We start from the raw sequence: 17,434 nt of genomic DNA, 5'->3' as shown, positions 1-17,434 counted from the left end.
CTCGTCTTAACCCACAACCAGGTTAAGCAGCTTTCCAGGGACGTAGATCACTTTCCGCACGGTAACGCCATTAAGGTACTTGGCCACCAGCGGTTCTTCTGCCGCGCGTTCACGAACTTGCTGTTCGTTGGCGTCGGCCGCAACGGTAATTTTGCTGCGGACTTTGCCGTTGACCTGAATTACGATCAGCTTCGAGTCTTCAACCATAGCCTGTTCATCCGCAACCGGCCACGGTGCGTTATCGATATCGCTTTCGCCGTGCAGCTCTTGCCACAGCGTGAAGCAAATATGCGGGGTGAACGGATACAGCATACGGACGACGGCCAGCAGCGTTTCCTGAGTCAGGGCGCGATCCTGCTCACTTTCCTGTGAAGCCTTCGCCAGCTTGTTCATCAGTTCCATGATAGCGGCAATGGCGGTATTGAACGTCTGGCGACGACCAATATCGTCGGTGACCTTGGCGATGGTTTTGTGCAGGTCGCGGCGCAGCGCTTTCTGATCGTCCGTCAATTTCGCGACGTCCAGCGGCTGTACGGCGCCTTTGGCGGTATGATCCAGCACCTGTTTCCACACGCGTTTCAGGAAGCGGTTGGCTCCTTCCACGCCGGATTCCTGCCACTCCAGCGTCATTTCCGCCGGGGAGGCGAACATCATAAACAAACGGACGGTATCCGCGCCGTATTTTTCCACCATGACCTGCGGGTCGATGCCGTTGTTTTTCGACTTCGACATTTTGCTCATGCCGGCATAGATCACCTCGCGGCCTTCGGCGTCGAACGCTTTCACGATACGGCCTTTCTCATCGCGCTCAACGGTCACGTCGGCAGGAGAGATCCACACGCGCTCGCCGTTTTGGCCGACATAGTAGAACGCGTCCGCCAGCACCATCCCCTGACACAGCAGGCGTTTCGCAGGTTCGTCGGAGTTGACCAGACCGGCGTCGCGCAGCAGTTTGTGGAAGAAGCGGAAGTACATCAGATGCATGATGGCGTGTTCGATGCCGCCGACATACTGATCGACCGGCAGCCAGTAGTTGGCCGCGGCGGGATCCAGCATGCCTTCGTCGAATTGCGGGCAGGTGTAGCGCGCATAGTACCAGGACGATTCCATGAAGGTATCGAAGGTATCGGTTTCACGCAGCGCAGGCTGGCCGTTGACCGTGGTTTTCGCCCATTCAGGATCGGCTTTGATCGGGCTGGTGATGCCGTCCATAACCACATCTTCGGGCAGTTTGACCGGCAGCTGATCTTCCGGCGTCGGTATGACTGTGCCGTCTTCCAGCGTGACCATTGGGATCGGCGCGCCCCAGTAACGCTGACGGGAAACGCCCCAGTCGCGCAGGCGGTAGTTGACCTTGCGCTGACCAACGCCTTTCTCAACCAGCGTGTCGGCGATGGCGTTGAAGGCTTCTTCGTAATCAAGACCGTCGAATTCGCCGGAGTTGAACAGGCGTCCTTTCTCCGTCAGCGCCTGAGCGGACAGGTCGACGTCTTGGCCTTCCGCGGCCTGAATAACCTGTTTGATCGGCAGCCCGTATTTGGTGGCGAACTCCCAGTCGCGTTGGTCGTGAGCCGGTACGGCCATGACCGCGCCGGTGCCGTATTCCATCAGCACAAAGTTTGCGATCCATACCGGTACTTTTTCGCCGTTCAGCGGGTGGATAGCGTACAGGCCGGTCGGCATGCCTTTTTTCTCCATCGTCGCCATGTCGGCTTCGGCCACTTTGGTATTGCGGCACTCTTCGATGAAGTCATTCAGCGCAGGATTTTTTTCTGCGGCCAGCAGAGACAGAGGATGCCCTGCAGCGACGGCGACATAGGTCACGCCCATGAAGGTATCGGGGCGCGTCGTGTAAACCGTCATCTGGCGATCGCTGTCCGCGATGTCGAAGGTGATTTCGACGCCTTCGGAGCGGCCGATCCAGTTGCGCTGCATGGTTTTGACCTGCTCGGGCCAGCTTTCCAGCGTATCCAGATCGTTCAGCAGTTGGTCCGCGTAGTCCGTGATTTTGATGAACCACTGCGGGATTTCTTTGCGTTCCACTTTGCTGTCACAACGCCAGCAGCAGCCGTCGATGACCTGTTCGTTGGCCAGTACGGTCTGGTCGTTCGGGCACCAGTTGACGGCGGAGGTTTTCTTGTAGACCAGGCCCTTTTCGTACAGCTTGGTGAAGAACCACTGTTCCCAGCGATAGTAGTCAGGTTTGCAGGTGGCGATCTCGCGATCCCAATCGTAGCCGAAGCCCAGCAGTTTCAGCTGGTTCTTCATGTATTCGATATTGTCGTAGGTCCAGGGGGCGGGAGCGGTTTTATTCTTGACCGCCGCGCCTTCCGCCGGCAGACCAAAGGCATCCCAGCCGATAGGCTGCAGCACGTTTTTACCGAGCATGCGCTGATAGCGCGAGATGACATCGCCGATGGTGTAGTTACGGACGTGTCCCATATGGAGTCGGCCAGAAGGGTAGGGCAGCATGGAAAGGCAATAGTATTTTTCCTTGCTGGCGTCTTCGGTCACTTTGAAGGTTTGTTTTTCTTGCCAGTGAAGCTGGACTTGCGCTTCTATTTCATCTGGGCGGTATTGCTCGTGCATGGCTGCCAGTGGTCCTTTGGGTAGTGATAATGGCTACGTTTGTAGCCCATTGTGCATACTAAAAGATCCGCATAGCATAGCTGATAAGCGTCTTGGGCAACAACACCTTGAGTCCGTCCGGGGAGGATTTCTGCCGAGGACGCTCGTCTGCTACGGCCCGTTCACACTTCTGGTTGCGGCAAATTGACAGGGGAGCGGGGAGCGCGACGCGGCCTGCGGTTTGAACACAAAATTCATCTACACTGAAATTATCCTGTGTGCTGATGTCAGCATGGTGCCGTCCGGCGACGAATATCGTGGCGCACGCATCATCCCACCCGGTTTGTTGAGGAGTCGCAATGAATAAAGTAGGCCGTTACTACCAGACGTTGATGTCGGATATCACCGCGCGCTTGCACGGGGGAGAACGTGATGTGGCGAAGCTTATCGATCATGCGCGCCGCCGTATCGCAGAGGATAACGCCTTGACGCAGCAGGAAGGCGAACAGATCCTTCAGGCCATCCGGCGCGATCTCGCTGAGTTCGCACGTAGCTATGAGGAGAGCCGGGACGAGATCAACGACAGCGTTTTTATGCGTGTTATCAAGGAAAGCCTGTGGCAGGAGCTGGCGGACATTACAGACAAGACGCAGTTGGAGTGGCGGGAGATGTTTCAGGACGTCAACCACCACGGCGTCTATCATAGCGGGGAGGTGGTGGGGCTGGGCAATCTGGTGTGCGAAAACTGCCACTACCATCTGACTTTTTATACCCCGGAGGTCTTGCCACGCTGCCCGAAATGTTCGCACGACCAATTTCATCGCCAGCCCTTCCAGCCCTAGCGAGAACGTCACGCCCACGAGGTTTCCGACGTTCATTCCCACGGTCGCCATAGATATGTAAAAAAATCCCGGCATCGGCTGCCGGGATTTTTTGGGTCAGAGCGCTGACGTAATGCAGTGATGTACGGCGCTGTACTGGTGTTTTAGTGCAGGATTTTCGCCAGAAAGTCTTTGGCTCGTTCAGACTTGGGATGGGTGAAGAAGTCCTCTTTGCGGGTGTCTTCGACAATCTTGCCCTCGTCCATAAAGATGACCCGGTGCGCCACTTTGCGGGCAAAGCCCATTTCGTGGGTCACGACCATCATGGTCATCCCTTCCTGCGCCAGTTCGACCATCACGTCCAGCACTTCATTAATCATTTCCGGGTCAAGCGCGGAGGTCGGTTCGTCGAACAGCATCGCGATAGGGTCCATGCACAGCGCACGGGCGATAGCCACACGCTGCTGCTGGCCGCCGGAGAGCTGTCCCGGATATTTGTCCGCGTGCGCGGAGAGACCGACGCGATCCAGCAGTTTCCTGGCCTTTTCACGCGCAGGTTCACGCTCACGCTTGAGCACCTTGACCTGCGCCAGGGTGAGGTTGTCGATGATCGACAGATGCGGAAACAGCTCAAAATGCTGGAATACCATGCCGACTTTGGAGCGAAGCTGGGCCAGATTAGTGCGTTTGTCGTTGACGGCGATGCCATTAACCTCAATCTGCCCTTCCTGAATGGGTTCAAGTCCATTAACGGTTTTGATGAGGGTCGATTTACCGGAGCCGGAAGGGCCGCAAACGACGACTACCTCACCTTTTTTGACTTCTGTGGAGCAGTCGGTAAGTACCTGAAATTGACCGTACCACTTAGAAACATTTTTCAGGGAAATCATCAAACCGTCCTTTTCTTCAGATAATTAACCAGCATTGATGCGCAGATGCTGATAATAAAATAAACAAACCCGGCAAACAGAATCATCTCAACCTGCGTTCCGTCGCGCTCGCCGATGCTGGAGGCAGTGCGGAAGAAATCGGCCAGACTGAGCACGTACACCAGCGAGGTGTCCTGAAACAGGACAATACCCTGAGTCAGCAGTAGCGGAACCATTGCCCGGAAAGCCTGAGGCAGAATCACCAATCTCATTGACTGCCAGTGGGTCATGCCCAGCGCTAATGCGGCGGAAGCCTGGCCGCGCGCGATACTCTGAATCCCGGCGCGGATGATTTCAGAGTAGTAGGCCGCCTCAAACAGGGAGAAGGCTACCATAGCCGAAACTAGCCGAATATCGGTTTTCGGCGACAGCCCAAGCACATTTTGTAAAAAGCTTGGCACGATCAGGTAAAACCACAGCAGCACCATGACTAACGGTACGGAGCGGAACAAGTTTACGTACAGTTTGGCGAACCAGCTGATGGGTTTGAACGAAGACAGCCGCATGACGGCGAGAAGGGTTCCCCAGAGAATACCGAAAATAACGGCAATCACCGTAATTTTAATCGTGACGCCAAGGCCTTGCAGCAGATAAGGCAGGCTGGGAGCGATGGAGCTCCAGTCAAATTCATACATTATTATTTGCTCCCCATATTGCCCGTCAAACGGGTTTTTCGTTCAACGATCTGCATCAGCAACATGATGATGGCGTTGATGGCGATATAGGCCAGCGTAATCGCCGTGAAAGACTCATAGGCGTGCGCGGAATAGTCGAGCAGCTTGCCCGCCTGCGCGGCCATGTCGACCAGGCCGATCGTCGAGGCTATCGCGGAGTTTTTGACCAGGTTAAGCATCTCTGACGTCAACGGTGGAACAATGACGCGATAGGCGTTGGGCAAGAGCACGTAGCGGTAGGTCTGCGGCAGCGTCAGGCCAATCGCCAGACCGGCGGCTTTCTGGCCTCGGGGCAGAGACTGAATGCCGGCGCGTACCTGTTCGCAGACGCGTGCGGCCGTGAACATGCCGAGGCAGATCATGGACGACAGGAAGAACTGAATATTCGGGTCCAGCTCCGCTTTAAACCACATGCCAAGTTCAACCGGCAGCAGTTCGGGAACCACGAGATACCAGATAAAGAACTGGACGATGAGCGGGACGTTCCGAAACAGCTCCACGTAACAAGTGCCGATGCCCGAAATGAAACGGTTGGGCGCGGTACGCATAATCCCCAGCAGCGAACCCAGCAGGAATGCGATGACCCAGGCGCAAAGGGACAGTGAGACGGTCACCTGTAGGCCGGAAATAATCCATCCAAGGTAAGTGGTATTACCGAATGGAGCGGATTGCAGGAAAATACCCCAATTCCAATCTGTTGACATAAAAAACTCCGGTAAAAAGGGTAGCCGTCTAGGCTACCCGAAGACTTGCGAACGGTCTGGAGCTCAGGACAGGGAGCGACTGACCCAAGCCCGCCAGCATGTTCGCAAATCAGCAATCGAAATGCCTGAACCGATTATCTTGTGATGCATGCAGCTTAAAAGGCTTTGTCGTTAGGTGCTTTGAACAAGGCTTTCATATCGTCAGACAGTTCGAAGTTCAGGTTCAGATTGCGCGGCGGAATAGGCTGCTGGAACCAAGTCTCAAACCATTTTTCGGCTTCACCCGACGTCTGGATCTGGGCGATGGTTTCGTCGACCAGCGCTTTGAATTGCGGATCGTCTTTACGCATCATGCAGCCATAGGCCTCTTTGGACTGCGGTTGTCCAAGAATGACCCACTGATTTTGATTTTTTGACTTGGCGCGTTCGCCCGCCAGCAGAGCATCATCCATCATAAAGGCGACCGCTCGGCCGCTTTCCAGAGTTCGGAATGCGTCGCCGTGGTCTTTCGCGCTGATGATGCGCATCTTCATTTGCTTCTCGTCGTTCATCTTGTTCAGCAACACTTCAGAGGTGGTTCCTGAGGTCACCACGACGGTTTTGCCGGCCAAGTCCGGGAAATCCTTGATGCCGGAATCCACTTTGGTCATCAGACGGGTGCCGATGATGAAGATAGTGTTGGAGAAGTCGGCCTGTTTCTGACGCTCCAGATTATTGGTGGTGGAGCCGCACTCCAGATCGTAGGTGCCATTTTGCAGTAGCGGGATGCGGTTTTGCGCGGTGATAGGAAGCAGTTTGACCTGAAGGTTTGGCGCACCAATTTTCTTTTTGACCGCTTCGACGATCTTGTCTGAATAGGCTTCGGAATAGCCTACGACTTTCTGCTGGTTGTCGTAATAAGAGAAAGGAACGGAAGATTCGCGGTGTCCGATAACGATGACCCCGTTGTCTTTCACTTTCTTCAATGTGCCGGTCAGCTCTTCCGCGTGAGCCAGACTGCCTGCCGCCGTACCTGCCAGAAGTAGTGAAAGTGCCAGTTTACGCAATTGCATGTGCTAACTCCTTTGCTGTTGTGATGGCGCTAATCAATGAGTGGCGCTTTGCGGGTGCACCGCGAAAGCGCAAATAAACAGCTACATCGTTAAAAAAAGCCAACTGTTAACAATCTGAGGCCGTTATGTGTCTTTTTTGAGCGTTGTTCTGCACTAAATTGCAGCGCCTGGTCGGCTTGGCACTACTTTGGTGCTATCGCCGCCCCGAATTCGTGCTGCGTGGGATCAGACATGCTTAAAAGACGCCAGGTTGGCCACGTCGCATAGGTTTTAGCAATTAATATGCCAGGAGTTGAAAAGGGCATGCTAAGCATGCCCTTTCTTATTCACGATGTCCGATAACGAGGGAGAGGATCAGCGGCGGCGGATAAGGGGAGAGAAAATGGCGCAGAAGCCGAACAGCAGCGTCAGCGTCCATAACGGCCATGATCCCCAACGCGCGTAAGGCGTCATGCCGGTCGCCGGGGTGACGGAGGTTTCCAGCACATCACGCGTGAACTGCGGCAGCGAGGCGCTGACGTCGCCATTCGGCGTGACGACGGCCGTAATGCCGTTGTTCGTGCTGCGCAGCAAGGGGCGCCCCAGCTCCAGCGCGCGCATTCTCGCCATCTGGAAGTGCTGCCACGGACCGATCGAGTGACCGAACCACGCATCGTTGGAAATGGTGAGCAGCATGTCGGTGTTTTCGCGGAAGTTGTCCCGCACCTGCTGACCCAGGATGATTTCGTAGCAAATCGTGGCGGTGAGCCGGTAGCCGCTGACTTCCAGCTGCGGTTGCACATAGCTACCGCGGCTGAATGACGACATCGGCAGATCGAACAGCGGCGCCAACGGGCGTAGCAGGGTTTCCAGCGGTACAAACTCGCCGAAAGGCACCAAGTGGTGCTTGTTGTAGCGGTTGCCGGTGGGGTAGCGATAAGGCTGCTGGTCACCCAGAACGATGATGCTGTTGTAATAATCTGCGTCGTTGTCTTTGGGACGGACGTCGACGATGCCGGTGATCAGGCTGCTATGGCGCTCAAGCAGTGCGCGATCGACCAGATGCAAATACGCCTGCTGGCGGGATTCTATGTCGGGGATCGCCGACTCCGGCCAAATGATGATCGGCGCTTTTCCCATCGCGGGCAGGCTGCTGTCCAGATAGATTTTTAGCGTGTTCAGCAGCTCATCGGGGTCCCATTTCAGGGACTGCGGTATATTACCTTGCACCAGTGCGACGGTTACCGCGCGTTCAGGCTCCAGCTTGAACCAAGCGATGCCTCGCAATGGCCACAGCAGTAACAGGATGGCCGCCGCGGCGACAGCTGGCAACCAGCGGCGGGAAGCGATGGCGAATGTCAGCAAACCGCTGATGGTCATCAGCACAAACGTGATGGCGTCTACGCCGAGAATCGGCGCCAAACCTTTGAGCGGGCCATCGATTTGGCTATAGCCGAACTGTAGCCACGGAAAGCCGGTCAGCACCCAGCCGCGCAAAAACTCGGTCAACTGCCATAGCGCGGGCGCAGCGACGGCGACACGCAACAGACTCGTTTTAGGCCAAAGACGGGCCAGCATCCCGGCAAACACCATGGGATATAGCGCCAGATAAAGCGCCAGGAGAATGACCAGACCCACGTTGATGGGGCCGGGCATACCACCGAAGTTGGCGATGCTGACGTACACCCACTGTACGCCGCAGATGAACAGCCCGAAGCCCCAAGCAAAGCCAACGGCGGCAGACTGACGGACGTTGCGGCCCAGCGTCAGCGCCTGTAAACCGAACAGGGAGACCAGCGCGGCGGGCCAGATATCAAAAGGGGAGAATGCCAGGGTGCCGCTGGCGCCGAATAAAAGCGCCAGCAGAATCCGGCTCTGCTGGCGTTGTAACAGGGAAGCAACAGTCATAGCTGACTAGTTTTCCAATATGGGTTGCGGAGCGTGGTCAGGGATTCTGACGTGGACTTGAATGATCCGGCGGCTGTCTGCCATGGCGACTTTAAACTGGTAGCCGCCCAGCTCGATGGTTTCCCCCCGAGCCGGCAGATGACCGAATGCCTGCATAATCAGGCCGCCGATGGTATCTACCTCTTCGTCGCTGAATTGGGTGGAGAAGGACTCGTTGAAGTCCTCAATCGGAGTCAGCGCCCGGACGGTATACGTCTGGCGGGTCAGGTGGCGGATGTCGCGATCTTCCTCATCATCGTATTCGTCTTCGATCTCGCCGACGATGAGTTCCAGAATGTCTTCAATCGTGACCAGCCCGGAAACACCGCCGAACTCGTCGATGACGATAGCCATGTGATAGCGCAATGAGCGGAATTCATTCAGCATGCGGTCGACGCGTTTACTTTCCGGTACGACGACCGCAGGGCGCAGGACTTTGTCCATACTGAACGGTTCGGAATCGCTGCGCATGAACGGCAGCAAATCCTTGGCCATCAGAATCCCTTCGATGTGGTCTTTATCTTCGCTGATGACCGGGAAGCGGGAGTGGGCGGACTCGATAATCACGTCCAGGCACTCTTCAAGCGTTTGGTTGTGCTTCAGGGTAATCATCTGCGAACGCGGGATCATAATGTCCCGCACTCGCTGTTCAGCGATATCCATTACCCCTTCCAGCATGTCGCGGGTTTCCGGATCGATCAGATCGTTTTGTTCCGAATCACGAATCAGCGTGAGCAGGTCGTTACGATCTTTGGGTTCACCGTGGAAAAGCTGGTTGAGAATAAGAGAAAAGAAGCCCTTTTTGGGGCTGGGGTTATCGCTGTTGGAAGAATGGTCGTCGCTCATGGCGTATCTGTTTACGTCTCTCAGTTTAGGGTAAGAAAACCAGCGGGGAAACGGTCGTGTTCAGCCGCCGCTGGCATATAGCTGTGTAAGATACCGAATTTAACGCAACTCGGTAACCGTTTATTTTTCTGCCAGATAAGGATCGGCGTATCCCATCCCTTGCATGATCTCGGTTTCCAGCGATTCCATCTCTTCGGCCTCGCTGTCTTCAATGTGGTCGTAGCCCAGCAGATGCAGGCAGCCGTGCACCACCATGTGTGCCCAGTGCTCTTCCTGCGTTTTCTCCTGCTCGGCCGCTTCTTGCTCTACCACCTGACGGCAAATGATGAGATCGCCCAGCAGCGGCAGTTCGACTTCCGGCGGGGCTTCGAACGGGAAAGACAGTACGTTGGTGGGTTTGTCCTTCCCGCGGTAGGTATGGTTCAGCTCGTGGCTTTCGGCCTCATCGACGATGCGGATCGTCACTTCTGACTCCGCCTGAAACTGCGGCAGCACCGCCTCCAGCCAGCGCTGAAAGTGCGCCTCTGAGGGCAGGCCATCGCCGCTTTCACAGGCAATCTGCAGATCGAGAATAACCTGAGTCATTTTGGCTCCTGCCCGGCCGCTTGCAGCGCTTCGCGTTTACGCTGTTCGGCCAGCGCGTCTTTTCGCTTTTGCTCCGCCGTTTCCCAAGCTTCATAGGCGTTAACGATACGAGCGACCACCGGGTGGCGCACCACGTCTTCACTGTGGAAAAAGTTGAAACTGATTTCTTCGACATCTGACAGCACTTCAATTGCGTGCCGCAGCCCGGATTTCTGGTTGCGCGGCAGGTCGATCTGCGTCACGTCGCCGGTGATGACGGCTTTCGAATTGAAGCCGATGCGCGTCAGGAACATCTTCATCTGTTCGATCGTGGTGTTCTGGCTTTCATCCAGAATGATGAAGGCGTCATTGAGCGTGCGGCCGCGCATGTAAGCGAGCGGTGCGACTTCAATCACATTACGTTCAATCAGTTTCTCGACTTTTTCGAAGCCCAGCATTTCGAAAAGCGCGTCATACAGCGGGCGCAGATACGGGTCGACTTTCTGGCTCAAGTCACCCGGCAGGAAGCCCAGTTTTTCCCCGGCTTCTACCGCCGGACGAGTCAGCAGAATTCGGCGAATTTCCTGGCGCTCCAGCGCATCGACGGCGGCGGCCACCGCCAGATAGGTTTTCCCGGTACCGGCTGGGCCGACGCCGAATGAAATGTCGTGATCGAGAATATGGGCGATATACTGCGCCTGATTGGGCGTACGTGGTTTGATGACGCCACGTTTGGTGCGAATGTTCACCGCTTTGCCGAATTCAGGCACGCTGTCGGCGGATTGCTCCAAAACGCCGGACTCTTTGATCGCCAGATGGATCTGTTCTGGGTCGATATCCTGGCTCGCGCCTTTCATCGGCGCCGTATCAACATACAGATGCAGCAGAATATCGGCGGCAGCCTTAACGCAAAGTTCGGTACCGACTAATTTGAATTGATTATCGCGTCGGTTGATTTCAATGCCCAGGCGTCGTTCCAACTGTTTGATATTGTCGTCAAACGGGCCGCACAGGCTGAGTAAACGTTTATTGTCCGCGGGTTCGAGGGTGATCTCTTTGGTCGTTACGTTCAAATTATTCCTCTTGGTATTTAACCGGAAAATGGACGGATTGAGACGGGAGTCCCGTCGACTGGCGACTGCCAGCTATGCATGAATAACCCTGATTATTTATCGCTATCCCGAAAAGGCGCAAGTCGCACTACCGATATTGGGGGCAGTTTCATAAAAACAAGGCAGGATTATCGGGATGGGAACTCGGGCAGCGAAGGCTGCCCGTTGCTCGCGAGAGTATCAGGGTTGATAAATGCCAACGCCAATCTCATTTTCTTTGCGGGTACGGGCGATGACCGCCGCCGGCGATTCAATCACGCGTAGCCCCATTTGATCTTCGGTGCGGACCAGTATGCCGCGTAGCGAGTTCGGGTAAACGTCAACGATTTCCACGTCCACAAACTTGCCGATCATCTCAGGCGCCCCTTCGAAGTTGACGACACGGTTGTTTTCGGTGCGGCCGGAAAGCTCCATGACGTTCTTGCGGGAAGTCCCTTCGACCAGCACGCGCTGTACGGTCCCCATCATCTGTCGACTGAAGCGCATTGCCTGCTGGGTAATGCGTTCCTGCAGGAGATACAGACGCTGTTTTTTCTCGTCTTCGCTGACGTCGTCCACCATATCGGCCGCCGGGGTGCCGGGGCGCGGTGAATAGATGAAGCTGAAGCTCATGTCGAAATTGACGTCGGCAATCAGGTTCATGGTCTGCTCAAAATCGTCTTTAGTCTCGCCGGGGAAGCCGACGATGAAGTCGGAACTGATTTGAATGCCCGGACGCGCTTTATGCAACTTGCGGATTATCGCCTTGTACTCCAGCGCGGTATGACGACGCTTCATCATCGTCAGCACGCGGTCGGAGCCGCTCTGCACCGGCAGATGCAGGAAGCTGACCAGCTCCGGCGTATCTTCATACACGCTGATGATATCGTCGGTGAATTCGATCGGGTGGCTGGTGGTGAATCGGATGCGGTCGATGCCGTCGATGGCGGCCACCAAACGAATCAGTTCGGCGAAGGTGCAGATGTTACCGTCATAGGTTTCGCCGCGATAGGCGTTGACGTTCTGGCCCAGCAAGTTAACTTCGCGCACGCCCTGTTCGGCCAGCTGCGCGACTTCAAACAGCACATCGTCGCAGGGACGGCTGACTTCTTCGCCGCGGGTATAGGGGACCACGCAGAACGTACAGTATTTATTGCAGCCTTCCATGATGGAGACGAAGGCGGTCGGGCCTTCGGCACGCGGTTCCGGCAGGCGGTCGAATTTCTCGATTTCGGGGAAGCTCACGTCAACGATCGGGCTGTGCGTGCCGTTCACATGATTAATCATTTCCGGCAGGCGGTGCAGCGTTTGCGGCCCGAAAATGACGTCCACGTAGTGGGCGCGTTCGCGAATGTGCGCGCCTTCCTGGGAAGCGACGCAGCCGCCGACGCCAATGATCAGGTTTGGATTGCGGTCTTTCAGCGCTTTCCAGCGGCCGAGCTGATGAAAGACTTTTTCCTGCGCCTTTTCACGGATTGAACAGGTGTTCAGCAGCAGAATGTCCGCCTCTTCTGCGATTTCGGTCAGCTCATAACCGTGAGTACTTTCCAGTAAGCCGGCTATCTTGGATGAATCGTATTCGTTCATCTGACAGCCCCAGGTTTTTATATGCAGTTTTTTTGTCATTGTCATCGACTTGCCATTACTCAGTTCGGGTGAACACGCTTTACCTTGATGCGGGCGCGTATTGTAATCGTTTGGCGCCGCTGTGACCAGCATGCGCCCATCTTCGCTTTTCTGATAAAAACGGCTGAAATCCAGTAAACTGTGCTTAATTCTCTTCCTGTCATACACGGGACTCTCTTAGATAACAGTGGGGCACGTATGCACTTTGACGCAGTCATTGTCGGCGGGGGCATGGTGGGCGCCGCCGCCGCATTAGGATTGGCGCAAAATGGTTTTCAGGTGGCGCTGGTGGAGCAGGAAGCGCCACCCGCGTTTGATGCCGAAAGCCCGCCGGATTTGCGCCTATCGGCCATCGGCTATGCTTCCGTGGCGCTGTTGCGCCAGCTAGGAGCATGGGCGAACGTAGAAAAAATGCGCAGCGCGCCCTATCGACGGCTGGAAACCTGGGAGTGGGACAGCGCCCGGGTCGCGTTCGACGCCAGCGAGCTGAGCTTGCCGGAATTGGGTTACATGGTCGAAAACCGGGTATTGCAACTGGCGCTATGGCAGTCGCTGGAAAATACGCAGGGAGTGACGTTTTTCTGCCCGCGGCACCTTAAACAGCTGGACTATGATGCGCCGGTCTGGCGATTGACGCTGGATGACGACGCCGTTATCGAAACGACGTTGGTGGTGGGCGCGGATGGTGCGCAGTCGCGGGTTCGCCAGTGGGCCGGAATTGGCGTCAGCGGTTGGCAGTATCGCCAGTCCTGTATGTTAATTAGCGTTCGCACGGAAGGGCCGCAGCAGGATGTGACCTGGCAACAGTTTACGCCGGATGGTCCGCGTGCCTTTTTGCCTTTGTTCGACCAGTGGGGGTCGTTGGTGTGGTACGACAGCCCGCAGCGCATCCGCCAATTGCAGAGCCTGTCGATGACTCAGTTGGACGACGCCATCGCAGAGACCTTTCCTGCGCGTACCGGGCGGGTCAATGCCGTGGCGGCAGGCGCATTTCCATTGATTCGTCGCCATGCCCAGCGCTATGTGGCGCCGGGACTGGCACTACTAGGCGATGCGGCGCACACTATCAACCCACTGGCGGGGCAGGGCGTGAATCTCGGCTACCGTGATGTCGAAGCTTTGCTGACGGTGGTCACTCAGGCGCGGGACCGCGGTGAGCGCTGGTATGAGGTGTCGGTACTCCAGCGTTATCAGCAACAACGCAGGACAGACAATCTGCTGATGCAAAGCGGGATGGATTTATTCTACGGGGCTTTCAGCAACCGCCTCGCTCCACTGACGTTCGCTAGGAATGTGGCGCTGATGGCGGCGCAACGCGCCGGGAAGCTGAAACAGCAGGCGCTGAAGTACGCGCTGGGGCTTTAGTTCAGGCGGCCGGTCTAGGCCGCGTTTAACCACGGCGCGTTACAGTGCGCCGTACTGCGCTGAACATCGTGTTTATCCAACAAAAATCTGTGTGAAGAGAATGATGACATATCTGTATCTGGTTCTAGCGATCGTCGCTGAAGTGATTGCCACTACGGCGCTTAAGCTATCGGATAGCTTTACCCGTTTGGTGCCCAGCATTGTTACCCTGGTGTTTTATGCGGTGGCCTTCTACTGCCTGACCATTACGATGCGCACGCTCCCGACCGGCGTCATCTATGCCATCTGGTCCGGTGCGGGGATTGTATTAATTGCTGCCGTTAGCTGGGCGATCTATGGTCAGCGTCTGGATTTACCCGCCGTGCTGGGCATGGGGCTGATTATTGCCGGCGTGATCGTGATTAACGTCTTTTCCAAATCCGTCGCGCATTAATATCGAAAGATGAAAAAGGATAAGCGTTGGCGAGACGCCGGTCGGTGTGCCGGTCATGTGGTTACAATGTTTGGTGGGGAATTACCGCATTGAGACTGGAATGAGTCACGCGATTTAGGATGGCTCGCCAGCAACAAAAAAGCCTGCATAAGCAGGCTTTTTTGTATTCGTGGCTGGGGTACCAGGATTCGAACCTGGGAATGCCGGAATCAGAATCCGGTGCCTTACCGCTTGGCGATACCCCAATAATATGGTGGCTACGACGGGATTCGAACCTGTGACCCCAGCATTATGAGTGCTGTGCTCTAACCAGCTGAGCTACGTAGCCTTGGTACTGCTATTTGTCAGAAGACAAGTTTCTTCGTGACGAATGTTTGGCTGGGGTACCAGGATTCGAACCTGGGAATGCCGGAATCAGAATCCGGTGCCTTACCGCTTGGCGATACCCCAACGGGTTGCACTTCCGATGAAGTGTCTCACTAAAATTGGCTGGGGTACCAGGATTCGAACCTGGGAATGCTGGGATCAAAACCCAGTGCCTTACCGCTTGGCGATACCCCAATAAAACGTTGCTTGACCTAGAAGATTACATGGTGCGGGAGGCGAGACTTGAACTCGCACACCTTGCGGCGCCAGAACCTAAATCTGGTGCGTCTACCAATTTCGCCACTCCCGCAAAAAGATGGTGGCTACGACGGGAATCGAACCTGTGACCCCAGCATTATGAGTGCTGTGCTCTAACCAGCTGAGCTACGTAGCCATCTTTTCCGCGTCACCTTCATCGGCGTTGCGGGGCGCATTATGCGTAGTTGACTTTGAACCGTCAACACATTTTTTCCCGAAAATGGCCTGTCGGCGGCCGTTTGTCTGGCTTATGAACAGTATGAACAGAAAAGCGTCAAAAGGCCGTTTTTTTTGCCATCATCGATAAGGAAAACGGGCCTCTGGAGGCCCGTTTAGTGTGAGAACGGTGAAATCGACGGTTAGTAGGCTGACTGGTGCACGCCTACGGCGCGACCAGACGGGTCGTCCATCTTTTTGAAGGATTCGTCCCACTCAATCGCCTTGGCGGAAGAGCAGGCGACGGACGGTCCCCCGGGAACGCATTCCGCAGCGCTGGGAACCGGGAACAGCTCTTCAAAGATTTCACGGTACAGGTAGCCTTCTTTAGACGTCGGCGTGTTGTACGGGAAACGGAAGTGCGCGGTTTCCATCTGCTGGTCGGAAATTTGTTCCGCAGCGATCTCTTTTAGCGAATCAATCCAGCTGTAACCGACCCCGTCGGAGAACTGCTCTTTCTGGCGCCATGCCACGTCGTGCGGCAGATAAGACTCGAAGCACTCGCGCAGAATGTGTTTTTCCATTTTGCCGTTGCCGCACATCTTGTCTTTCGGGTTAACGCGCATCGCCACGTCGAGGAACGCCTTATCCAGGAAAGGAACGCGGGCTTCAACCCCCCATGCGGACATCGCTTTGTTGGCGCGAGCGCAGTCGTACTGATGCAGCGCCAGCAGTTTGCGCACGGTTTCTTCGTGGAACTCTTTGGCGTTAGGCGCTTTATGGAAGTAAAGGTAGCCGCCAAACACTTCGTCGGCGCCTTCACCGGACAACACCATTTTGATTCCCATTGCTTTGATTTTACGGGACATCAGATACATCGGCGTGGACGCGCGAATGGTCGTTACGTCGTAAGTTTCGATGTGGTAAATCACATCGCGGATGGCGTCCAGGCCTTCCTGCACCGTAAAGTTAATCTCGTGGTGCACGGTGCCCAGATGGTCAGCCACCTGCTTGGCCGCCTTCAAATCCGGCGCGCCTTTAAGACCGACGGCGAAAGAGTGCAACTGCGGCCACCAGGCTTCGCTGCGCGCATCATCTTCCACACGGCGAGCCGCGTATTTTTTGGTGATGGCGGAAATAATAGAGGAGTCCAGTCCGCCGGACAGCAGTACGCCGTAAGGAACATCAGACATTAAATGACTTTTAACAGACTCTTCCAGCGCGTCGCGCAGTTGTTCTTTATCCGTCACGTTGTCTTTAACGTTTTCGTAGTCAAACCAATCGCGACGGTAGTATTCGCGAACTTCTCCTTCCTGGCTCCACAGGTAGCTGCCAGCCGGAAATTCTTTAATCGTGCGGCATACAGGCACCAGCGACTTCATTTCGGACGCGACATAGAAGTTTCCATGTTCGTCGTAACCCATATACAGCGGGATAATGCCCAGATGGTCGCGACCAATCAGGTAAACATCTTTTTCGCTGTCGTATAGCGCGAAGGCGAACATGCCGTACAGCTCGTCAAGGAACTCCGGTCCTTTTTCCTGATAGAGAGCCAGAATGACTTCACAGTCGGAACCGGTCTGGAATTCGTAACGGTCGGCGTATTTCTCACGCAGTTCCTGATGGTTGTAAATTTCGCCGTTGACGGCCAGAACGTGGGTGCGTGACTTGTTGTACAGCGGCTGAGCGCCGGTGTTGACATCAACGATTGAAAGACGCTCATGCGCCAGAATCGCTTTATCGCTGGCATAGATGCCGGACCAATCCGGGCCGCGGTGGCGCATCAGGCGGGACAGCTCCAGCGCTCTTTTACGCAGTTCGACCGGGTCGGTTTTCAGATCAAGCACACCAAAAATAGAACACATAAAATGAAGCTCCTTGATTCGCCGATCTCGCGAGGGGTCGCGAGTCAAATAAATGAAGTGTTGCCAGCAGTGGATGGAGCGATGTTTCTATGCCGAATGACCGCGAGTATGTACCGCTGCTGTGTCAGTAACGAAGATTTAGCATCAAAATGGCACTTGAGTTCAATAACCTTCAATGAAAAAAGCATTC

General features: G+C 55.4%; 14 protein-coding genes and 6 tRNA genes. 3 read left to right on the top strand and 17 right to left on the bottom strand.

The annotated features are described in order from the left end of the window. Positions 1-6: 6 nt before the first annotated feature. Positions 7-2,589, bottom strand: coding sequence for a leucine--tRNA ligase (gene leuS / locus BLU64_RS01390; RefSeq protein WP_074727737.1), 2,583 nt, complete (start codon positions 2,587-2,589; stop codon positions 7-9). Positions 2,590-2,927: 338 nt separating this feature from the next. Here leuS and BLU64_RS01385 point away from each other — a divergent pair, with 338 nt between their 5' ends. Continuing rightward, positions 2,928-3,410: a zinc ribbon-containing protein gene (locus BLU64_RS01385; RefSeq protein WP_026742768.1), complete on the top strand. Its 483-nt coding sequence runs from the start codon at positions 2,928-2,930 to the stop codon at positions 3,408-3,410. A gap of 143 nt (positions 3,411-3,553) precedes the next feature. Here the strand turns inward: BLU64_RS01385 and BLU64_RS01380 are convergent, their stop codons facing one another. The 9 genes from BLU64_RS01380 to miaB all read right to left on the bottom strand — a co-directional run bounded on the left by BLU64_RS01380 (position 3,554) and on the right by miaB (position 12,801). Further along, positions 3,554-4,279 (bottom strand): amino acid ABC transporter ATP-binding protein, encoded by a 726-nt coding sequence (locus BLU64_RS01380; protein WP_026742767.1) that lies wholly within the window; start codon positions 4,277-4,279, stop codon positions 3,554-3,556. Beyond that, a complete protein-coding gene (gene gltK, locus BLU64_RS01375) occupies positions 4,279-4,953 on the bottom strand; it encodes a glutamate/aspartate ABC transporter permease GltK (RefSeq protein WP_026738939.1) in 675 nt (224 codons plus the stop codon). The genes BLU64_RS01380 and gltK overlap by 1 nt, the downstream gene beginning before the upstream one ends. A 2-nt stretch (positions 4,954-4,955) precedes the next feature. Then, positions 4,956-5,696 (bottom strand): amino acid ABC transporter permease, encoded by a 741-nt coding sequence (locus BLU64_RS01370; RefSeq protein ID WP_026742766.1) that lies wholly within the window; start codon positions 5,694-5,696, stop codon positions 4,956-4,958. A 155-nt stretch (positions 5,697-5,851) separates the two neighbouring features. Then, entirely contained in the window at positions 5,852-6,748 is an 897-nt protein-coding gene (locus tag BLU64_RS01365; protein WP_026742765.1) for a glutamate/aspartate ABC transporter substrate-binding protein, read from the bottom strand. A gap of 354 nt (positions 6,749-7,102) precedes the next feature. Beyond that, complete coding sequence (gene lnt, locus BLU64_RS01360; RefSeq protein ID WP_074727735.1) at positions 7,103-8,635, bottom strand: apolipoprotein N-acyltransferase; 1,533 nt, start codon at positions 8,633-8,635, stop codon at positions 7,103-7,105. Between the two features lie 6 nt (positions 8,636-8,641). Further along, entirely contained in the window at positions 8,642-9,520 is an 879-nt protein-coding gene (gene corC, locus BLU64_RS01355) for a CNNM family magnesium/cobalt transport protein CorC (RefSeq protein WP_026742763.1), read from the bottom strand. Positions 9,521-9,640: 120 nt separating this feature from the next. Beyond that, the gene (ybeY, locus tag BLU64_RS01350) at positions 9,641-10,105 is read right to left on the bottom strand and encodes an rRNA maturation RNase YbeY (protein WP_074727733.1); all 465 of its coding nucleotides are present in this window, start codon (positions 10,103-10,105) and stop codon (positions 9,641-9,643) included. Next, positions 10,102-11,157 (bottom strand): PhoH family protein, encoded by a 1,056-nt coding sequence (locus tag BLU64_RS01345; protein WP_074727731.1) that lies wholly within the window; start codon positions 11,155-11,157, stop codon positions 10,102-10,104. The genes ybeY and BLU64_RS01345 overlap by 4 nt, the downstream gene beginning before the upstream one ends. A 219-nt stretch (positions 11,158-11,376) precedes the next feature. Continuing rightward, positions 11,377-12,801, bottom strand: coding sequence for a tRNA (N6-isopentenyl adenosine(37)-C2)-methylthiotransferase MiaB (gene miaB, locus BLU64_RS01340; protein ID WP_074727863.1), 1,425 nt, complete (start codon positions 12,799-12,801; stop codon positions 11,377-11,379). A 198-nt stretch (positions 12,802-12,999) separates the two neighbouring features. On the opposite strand from miaB, the gene ubiF reads away from it, so the two are divergent. Beyond that, the gene (gene ubiF, locus BLU64_RS01335; RefSeq protein ID WP_026742759.1) at positions 13,000-14,166 is read left to right on the top strand and encodes a 3-demethoxyubiquinol 3-hydroxylase; all 1,167 of its coding nucleotides are present in this window, start codon (positions 13,000-13,002) and stop codon (positions 14,164-14,166) included. 100 nt (positions 14,167-14,266) lie between these two features. Continuing rightward, positions 14,267-14,599, top strand: a complete 333-nt coding sequence (locus tag BLU64_RS01330; RefSeq protein WP_071999775.1) for an SMR family transporter — start codon at positions 14,267-14,269, stop codon at positions 14,597-14,599. Positions 14,600-14,769: 170 nt separating this feature from the next. Here the strand turns inward: BLU64_RS01330 and BLU64_RS01325 are convergent. The 7 genes from BLU64_RS01325 to asnB form a co-directional block, all read right to left on the bottom strand. Further along, positions 14,770-14,844, bottom strand: a tRNA-Gln gene (locus tag BLU64_RS01325). Positions 14,845-14,850: 6 nt separating this feature from the next. Next, positions 14,851-14,927: transfer RNA gene (locus BLU64_RS01320), tRNA-Met, on the bottom strand. 47 nt (positions 14,928-14,974) lie between these two features. Then, positions 14,975-15,049 (bottom strand) — tRNA-Gln (locus BLU64_RS01315). 36 nt (positions 15,050-15,085) lie between these two features. Further along, positions 15,086-15,160, bottom strand: a tRNA-Gln gene (locus BLU64_RS01310). A 30-nt stretch (positions 15,161-15,190) separates the two neighbouring features. After that, positions 15,191-15,275: transfer RNA gene (locus tag BLU64_RS01305), tRNA-Leu, on the bottom strand. Between the two features lie 7 nt (positions 15,276-15,282). Continuing rightward, a tRNA-Met gene (locus BLU64_RS01300) sits at positions 15,283-15,359 on the bottom strand. A 223-nt stretch (positions 15,360-15,582) separates the two neighbouring features. After that, positions 15,583-17,244 (bottom strand): asparagine synthase B, encoded by a 1,662-nt coding sequence (asnB, locus tag BLU64_RS01295; RefSeq protein WP_026742757.1) that lies wholly within the window; start codon positions 17,242-17,244, stop codon positions 15,583-15,585. Positions 17,245-17,434 lie beyond the last annotated feature (190 nt).

Source organism: Lonsdalea quercina, assembly GCF_900107885.1.
Classification (GTDB): Bacteria; Pseudomonadota; Gammaproteobacteria; order Enterobacterales; family Enterobacteriaceae; genus Lonsdalea; species Lonsdalea quercina.
The sequence above is the reverse complement of the archived record's forward strand: the minus strand, read 5'-3'. Positions and strand labels throughout refer to the sequence as shown.

Bases quoted from the DNA above. Each gene is read 5' to 3' on its own strand.
- leuS (WP_074727737.1), bottom strand. From the start codon at position 2,589: ATGCACGAGCAATACCGCCCAGATGAAATAGAAGCGCAAGTCCAGCTT.
- BLU64_RS01385 (WP_026742768.1), top strand. From the start codon at position 2,928: ATGAATAAAGTAGGCCGTTACTACCAGACGTTGATGTCGGATATCACC.
- BLU64_RS01380 (WP_026742767.1), bottom strand. From the start codon at position 4,279: ATGATTTCCCTGAAAAATGTTTCTAAGTGGTACGGTCAATTTCAGGTA.
- gltK (WP_026738939.1), bottom strand. From the start codon at position 4,953: ATGTATGAATTTGACTGGAGCTCCATCGCTCCCAGCCTGCCTTATCTG.
- BLU64_RS01370 (WP_026742766.1), bottom strand. From the start codon at position 5,696: ATGTCAACAGATTGGAATTGGGGTATTTTCCTGCAATCCGCTCCATTC.
- BLU64_RS01365 (WP_026742765.1), bottom strand. From the start codon at position 6,748: ATGCAATTGCGTAAACTGGCACTTTCACTACTTCTGGCAGGTACGGCG.
- lnt (WP_074727735.1), bottom strand. From the start codon at position 8,635: ATGACTGTTGCTTCCCTGTTACAACGCCAGCAGAGCCGGATTCTGCTG.
- corC (WP_026742763.1), bottom strand. From the start codon at position 9,520: ATGAGCGACGACCATTCTTCCAACAGCGATAACCCCAGCCCCAAAAAG.
- ybeY (WP_074727733.1), bottom strand. From the start codon at position 10,105: ATGACTCAGGTTATTCTCGATCTGCAGATTGCCTGTGAAAGCGGCGAT.
- miaB (WP_074727863.1), bottom strand. From the start codon at position 12,801: ATGACAAAAAAACTGCATATAAAAACCTGGGGCTGTCAGATGAACGAA.
- ubiF (WP_026742759.1), top strand. From the start codon at position 13,000: ATGCACTTTGACGCAGTCATTGTCGGCGGGGGCATGGTGGGCGCCGCC.
- BLU64_RS01330 (WP_071999775.1), top strand. From the start codon at position 14,267: ATGATGACATATCTGTATCTGGTTCTAGCGATCGTCGCTGAAGTGATT.
- asnB (WP_026742757.1), bottom strand. From the start codon at position 17,244: ATGTGTTCTATTTTTGGTGTGCTTGATCTGAAAACCGACCCGGTCGAA.